5 protein-coding genes are annotated in these 6,163 nt (G+C 53.8%); 3 read left to right on the top strand and 2 right to left on the bottom strand.

Annotated features, from left to right (window positions below; all coding sequences use genetic code 11):
- The 3 genes from AC3B8H_RS17335 to AC3B8H_RS17325 all read left to right on the top strand — a co-directional run.
- Positions 1–797 (top strand): dicarboxylate/amino acid:cation symporter (locus AC3B8H_RS17335; protein WP_488442796.1); only part of this gene is annotated, 797 nt, incomplete at its 5' end.
- Positions 798–907: 110 nt separating this feature from the next.
- Positions 908–2,203 (top strand): ATP-binding protein, encoded by a 1,296-nt coding sequence (locus AC3B8H_RS17330; RefSeq protein WP_488442795.1) that lies wholly within the window; start codon positions 908–910, stop codon positions 2,201–2,203.
- Positions 2,200–2,841: a response regulator transcription factor gene (locus tag AC3B8H_RS17325; protein ID WP_488442794.1), complete on the top strand. Its 642-nt coding sequence runs from the start codon at positions 2,200–2,202 to the stop codon at positions 2,839–2,841. The genes AC3B8H_RS17330 and AC3B8H_RS17325 overlap by 4 nt, the downstream gene beginning before the upstream one ends.
- Before the next feature lie 5 nt (positions 2,842–2,846).
- Here the strand turns inward: AC3B8H_RS17325 and AC3B8H_RS17320 are convergent, their stop codons facing one another.
- Together AC3B8H_RS17320 and AC3B8H_RS17315 are read right to left on the bottom strand one after the other, a co-directional pair.
- Positions 2,847–3,677 (bottom strand): HDOD domain-containing protein, encoded by an 831-nt coding sequence (locus tag AC3B8H_RS17320; RefSeq protein ID WP_488442793.1) that lies wholly within the window; start codon positions 3,675–3,677, stop codon positions 2,847–2,849.
- A gap of 252 nt (positions 3,678–3,929) precedes the next feature.
- Positions 3,930–5,681, bottom strand: coding sequence for a methyl-accepting chemotaxis protein (locus AC3B8H_RS17315; RefSeq protein ID WP_488442792.1), 1,752 nt, complete (start codon positions 5,679–5,681; stop codon positions 3,930–3,932).
- Between the last annotated feature and the right edge of the window lie 482 nt (positions 5,682–6,163).

Raw genomic sequence — 6,163 nt, 5'->3', positions numbered from 1 at the left:
CCGCGTTGGCGCAAGCCAATGTACTAGCGATTGTGGTGTTTGCGTTGATACTTGGAATCGCATTGGTGGTCGGCGGCGAGCGCTACCGGAATATTGTGTTGCTGCTTCGAGAAACGCTGGAGTTAATGCTGCGGATTGTCGGGTGGATTATGCGGTTGGCGCCGTTGGGCATCATGGCTTTGTTAATTCAGTTAGTCGCCACGCAAAATTCGGACGTGTTAGCCACGTTGGCAAAATTTGTCGCGGTGGTGGTTGGGACTACGCTATTGCACGGCTTTGTGGTGTTGCCGCTGCTACTTTACGGCGTGACCGGCATGACGCCGCTGAAATTTTTTAAGGGGGCGCGGGAAGCCTTGTTGACCGCGTTCGCCACCAGTTCCAGTTCGGCCACCATGCCGGTGACGCTACGCTGCGTCGAGCAGCACTTGCATGTGGATGCCAAGATCGCGGGATTTGTCGTGCCGTTGGGCGCCACCGTGAATATGGACGGCACGGCGCTTTACGAAGCGGCCGCGGCCTTATTCGTCGCCAATCTCGCCGGCATCGAGTTGAATCTGGCGCAGCAATTGATCGTTTGTTTCACAACCATGTTCGCGGCAATGGGCGCGCCCGGCATACCCAGCGCGGGAATGGTGACGATGGTGATGGTATTACAGTCGGTAGGCTTGCCGGCCGAAGCGGTAGCCATCTTGCTGCCGGTGGACAGAGTACTCGATACGGTACGCACCATGGTCAACGTCGAAGGCGATATGGTCGGTAGCCTGGTGGTGCAGCGCTGGGTCGGCGAAACCCGGTAACTCACCGCGCAAGCATTCCCCGCGCGGGCAAAAATCAATCAAGAATTTTTCCTATGGTTGATCGGGAGCCGGTCGAAGATAATGGTCAATTAATTCCGATGACCGCCGCGATGAGTTTAAGAAACCAGATCATTTCCCGGATATTGCTGTCTTCGCTTTGCATATTGCTGATCGGCGGCGCGATAGCGATATGGCAAGCGAGGAACGCCGTCAAGAAAGAGGTCGACGCCTCGATCAATATGGCGGTGCAGTTGATATCGTTGGGTTTGGACGCGCCTGTCGAAGACCTGTCGCGGTTCGGCGCGTTACAGCAAACTCGGCACCTGAGCATTCAATTGCACAAACCGGACGGTCAGCTGGTACATTTTTCCGGAGTAGACCAACCTAGCCATCCCGAGGACATGCCCCCCGCGTGGTTCGTTGCCTGGGTACAAAGCGATTATCCGAAAGTTGAACATCAGCTGCGCACTCGGGACGGCAAACCGATGACCTTGGTCATTCAAGCGCAACCGTTGGACGAAATTACCGAGGTGTGGGAGGAGAGCGTCGGTTTTTTCGCATCCTTGTCGTTGCTGACTTTGCTGAGTTTTTTTGCGGTCAATTTGGTATTGAGTAAGTCACTGAAGGCGATTGCCTCAATTGTCGAAGCCTTGCGCATTATCGAAACCGGCCAATATCGCTACCAACTGCCGCAATTTTCGACGATGGAGTTCGACAGCATCGCTAATGCCATCAACCACATGACTGTCGAACTGGAAAAGAGTCGCCAGGAAAATCGAGCGCTAACGCAACATTCGTTGGCGATACAAGAAGAGGAGCGGCAACGACTGTCGCAAGAATTGCACGACGAACTCGGGCAGTCGCTGACCGCGATCAAGGTCATGGCGGTGACGGCCGCCCACCAACGCGCGGATACCGCCAAGATCACCTCGGCCATCAGCGATATTTGCGACCACTTGATGACTGTCGTTCGTTCAATGATGCAACAACTTCACCCCTTGGTTTTGACTGAGCTAGGCTTGAAAGCCACGTTGGAAGACTTAGTGAATCATTGGTCGGAGCGCAATCCCGAATTGAACCTAACCATCGATTGCAGCGATGAAGTCGACAGTTTGGATAAGGCGGTGACCATCCAGATTTTTCGGGTGATACAGGAATGCCTGACCAATGTCGTCAGGCATGCCCAGGCGCGACGGGTTACGATCGCATTGCGTAAACTAAACCGGCCAGACGTCTTGCAATTGCGGGTTGAAGACGATGGACGCGGCTGTGATTTAATGACCGTCAACCGGGGATTCGGATTGCGCGGCATCAAGGAACGTATCAAATCGCTAGACGGCGAGTTGGACATTCGTTCCGCGCCCGATTGCGGGATGACGATACAAGCAAGGATTCCTTTGGCATGAAACGCGCTGTCGGTATTTTGTTGGTGGACGATCACGCGGTGGTCAGAGCGGGATTTCGGATGTTGTTGTCGGCCAGTCCTGGTATTGAGGTGATCGGCGAAGCCGAGCGGGGTGAACAAGCGATAAGGCTATACCAAGAGGTCAAGCCCGATGTGTTGGTCATGGATTTGTCGATGCCCGGCATCGGAGGTCTGGAAACCATTCGCCGCATTGTCCAGCGCGACGCCGGCGCGAAAATACTGGTATTTAGCGTCCATCAAGAGCAAGTCTACGTCAGCCGGGCCTTGGATGCCGGGGCCTTGGGTTATATTACCAAGAATAGCGCGCCCGGCATTCTGACGGAAGCGATAGCAGCGGTCCTGCAAGGCGTCATTTACGTGGAACGTGGCCTAATGAAATCCGCCGGCGAGCAAGCCGCCGGCAATCATCAGACGATTATTGCCGATTTCTCGCCTAGGGAGTTCGATGTCTTCAGTTTGCTGGCACAAGGTCTGACTGTCCATAAAATTGCCGACCAACTCTGTTTGGGCCACAAAACGGTCGCCAATTACGCCACGCAGATCAAAAAGAAACTGCAAGTGGCTACAACGACCGAATTGGCACACATCGCCGTCAATTTGGGATTGACGCAGCGTTAATGTCCTTAATCGAGCAATTCGTCCAAATCGCCGCCCAATTCCAGCATCTCAGCCAAGCGCGATTGCACGAATTCGGCCGATAGACCCACACCTTCGGCGACCGCCAGCGGAAAGGCTTTGATAATCTGGTCGGCGGACTGATTTGCTTCCTGGCTGGTCGCGGTAAAACGGCCTAAAAACACCGCGCACCCCAAGCGATTTGGGGTTTCCACGGCCAACGGGTCGGCCGATTGCTCGACGGCCAGGGTCAAGTCGTCGGGAAATTTCCAGCGGCGGCAGAGTTCGGCGGACGCGGTCGGCGTAACAAACCCCAGCCGGCGCAGTTCAATATCGGAGCGCGAGTTGCCGGCTTTGACGTGTTGATCGATCTCGTTCGCCTCGCTAGGTAATCCCAAATGGATCAGCACATTGCCAAGGTCGGCTATCAAGCCGGCGGTGTAGGCGACATCGGCTTGCAAACCAGCCTGAGTGGCAAGCCAGCTCGCGTAAGTAGCCGTCCGAAAACTGGTTCGCCAGAATTGCTTCAGATCGAAATTGGCCAGTTTCGCAAACGAACCGACAAATCCGGACGCAATCACCAGGGTTTTGAGTTGATTGGTGCCTAGCATCGTAACGGCTTCTTCTATCGATCCCACTTTTCGAGATAGGCCGAAATGGGCGGAATTGACCAGCCTGAGTATCTTTAAAGCAATGACTTGTTCTTTTTCCACATCCTTCACGATTTCCGGCATGTGAAAATTCGGATCGTTGAGTTGTTTGACAATGGTTCTGACGACTTCCGGAATTTGTGGAAGTTGATGGATTTGATCGAATAATTGGTTAATTGACGCTGGCATGGTTGCTCTCTTGTCCCTAAAAACCGCAAGCCCGGATGAGGCGGATTAAGTCCGACGCTACCGGGAGGCGGAGTGCGTGACGATCACTCCTCGTGGTCGGCGATAGGTGATGTCGAATTCAAGAAAATGACTTTTTCTTTGACGGAGCAAAGCCATTGATCACGAGTTTTGCTCCGTCCCGAAAAGTATAGACGCCATTTTGCGAGGCGATACAGGCGAAAATTGTCCTGCTTAGGCTGTCCGTCCGCGTGCTTAGGTCCTAAAACTGCCAACGGTCGTGCGGAGTTGATTGGCGAGTTCCAGCAATTCCCGGCAGGCGTCGGCGGTGTTTTTCGCGCCGATCGAGGTTTCTTCCGACACGTGACTGATATTGCTGATATTGCGGTTGATTTCCTCGGCCACCGCGGTTTGTTCTTCGGCGGCACTGGCAATCTGGTTGTTCATGTCGTTAATGGTATCGATGCGCTGGCTGATCGAGGTGATGGATTCGCCGGCCGATGCCGCTTGATCCACGCTGGAAGCGGCACGTTTGCGGCCGTTTTCCATCACCGCAACCGCTTGTTTGGCGCGCCCCTGCAAACGCTCGATGGTTTGCTGGATTTCCAGGGTCGAATTTTGGGTCCGGCTGGCCAGCGTGCGGACTTCGTCGGCAACGACCGCAAAACCCCGGCCTTGTTCTCCGGCTCGAGCCGCTTCGATGGCGGCGTTCAACGCCAGCAAATTGGTTTGCTCGGCAATGCCTTGGATCACGCCGAGCACTTCGCCGATGCTGTTGCTGTCGTTTTCCAGTTCGTGAATCACATTCGCGGCATTTTCGACTTCGCTGGCCAAGCTGTTAATACCGTTGACGGCGTCCTTGACGATGTTTTTGCCGGTCGAGGCTTCCTTATCGGCGATTTCGGCGGCCTCGGAAGCGCGGACCGCGTTTTTAGCGACATCCTGAACCGTCGAGGTCATCTGCTTCATCGCGTTGGCGACCAGCGTGGTTTCGTGCAACTGTCTTTCGACACCGCTTTGCGTCGTGTTGGTGATGGTCGCCAATTTGTGCGAGGCGCTGGCCAGTTTTTCGCTGGTCGCGCTAATTTCATCGACGGTTTTGGCAATCTTCCGGACGAAGGAGTTAAAGCTGTGGGCAACCCAGGCGAACTCCGATTTACCGGAGGCATCCAGCCTAGCCCGCAAGTCGCCGTCACCGCTGCAGATGTCCTGCAGCTTGAGCGCCAACGCGGTTAGCGGGCCGATGATGATGCGGCTCATCATAAAGTATCCGGTGAAGCCGATGATAAACAATGTGGCGATTAAAAATCCGATGGCATAGTAAGTATCGGATTTTAGCTGGGCCAATGCCACCGAGAATGGCGTAATGATTTCGAAGGCACCATGCAAATCGCCGGCATGGCGATTTTCCATCGTATAGCCGAGCAAATCCTGGCCTTTGTCGTTACGCCAAAGCGATTGCGAGTTTTGCGGATCGCCGTGGCACAGTTCACATTGCTTGACCAGTTTAACCGGTCGCAGATAGCGGATTTCCTGTTTGTCTTCGTCGATGTAACTGTATTCGCTGGCGTTCGGATTAGTCCGGAAGTAATCCAGCGCGGTACGTTCGATTTCGTCGGCGGCGTTACGTGGGTTGCGCGGGTTATTGGCGGGCGCCTTAAAACGGAAACCGTATTCCTTGGCCTTGGTTTCTATAACATCCCAGGCGTTAGCGGTCGGCACGGTCGCTAGCACCAGATCTCTGGATTTGGCTAAACCGAATTTATCGATGAGTTGATTGAGCTGTTCGGGAGAATAGACGCCGGTCTCCCATTTCTTGACGACATTGTCGCGAATGGACTCCGACAAAACCAATAACTGGCGTGACGACTCAATCTCCCGATCTATCATCTTTTGTTTGCCGACGTTGGCGTAGACAACCAGGATTAGGATGCCAACACCAGTGAGTACCGACATCGTAATCGCTACTACTTTCACACCTACTGAATGCCAGTTCATCATCAACATTCGAATCTCCAGAAATGCTTCGTATAGTTATTATTGCTCTTGCGGCCGCGCGCCGTAAGGATAGGCGCGGTGAGTATAGCCTACAATTTAACGTCAACTAGATGGAAAACTTTATTAGTTGTACGGAAAATCCTAGTGCCCCGTTTTCGCTTCGCAACGATGCAATGACTGTAATTATCATCATATATCAAAGACTTAATTTATTTTTTACCGATTCAAGGCCATCGCGGGTGCCTATTTCAGCCGGTTTTGATCGATTTTGCGCCGAGCGTGCCGTCGTTGCCAGCGGTCAACTTGCCGAATTTGTGAGCTAGTCCGCGTTGTGAAATGGCTTATCGGTCGGCGTCCGCGGCTCTTTTTCCAAGAGCGATAGCTACTAATAATAGCTTGATTCCGCGCTGGGACATTCGCTACCGGCTCGCTTGGACGGGATCTATTCGGTGTCGATCAACCCGCTGCGCGAAGCGGGATAGTGAATCGCC

This window comes from Methylomonas sp. BG-2, assembly GCF_057766305.1.
Note: the sequence above shows the minus strand (reverse complement) of the source record. Positions and strands in the feature narration are given on the sequence as shown.

What these genes read in the sequence shown, in the direction of transcription:
- AC3B8H_RS17330 (WP_488442795.1), top strand. Translation starts at nt 908, where the DNA reads ATGAGTTTAAGAAACCAGATCATTTCCCGGATATTGCTGTCTTCGCTT.
- AC3B8H_RS17325 (WP_488442794.1), top strand. Translation starts at nt 2,200, where the DNA reads ATGAAACGCGCTGTCGGTATTTTGTTGGTGGACGATCACGCGGTGGTC.
- AC3B8H_RS17320 (WP_488442793.1), bottom strand. Translation starts at nt 3,677, where the DNA reads ATGCCAGCGTCAATTAACCAATTATTCGATCAAATCCATCAACTTCCA.
- AC3B8H_RS17315 (WP_488442792.1), bottom strand. Translation starts at nt 5,681, where the DNA reads ATGTTGATGATGAACTGGCATTCAGTAGGTGTGAAAGTAGTAGCGATT.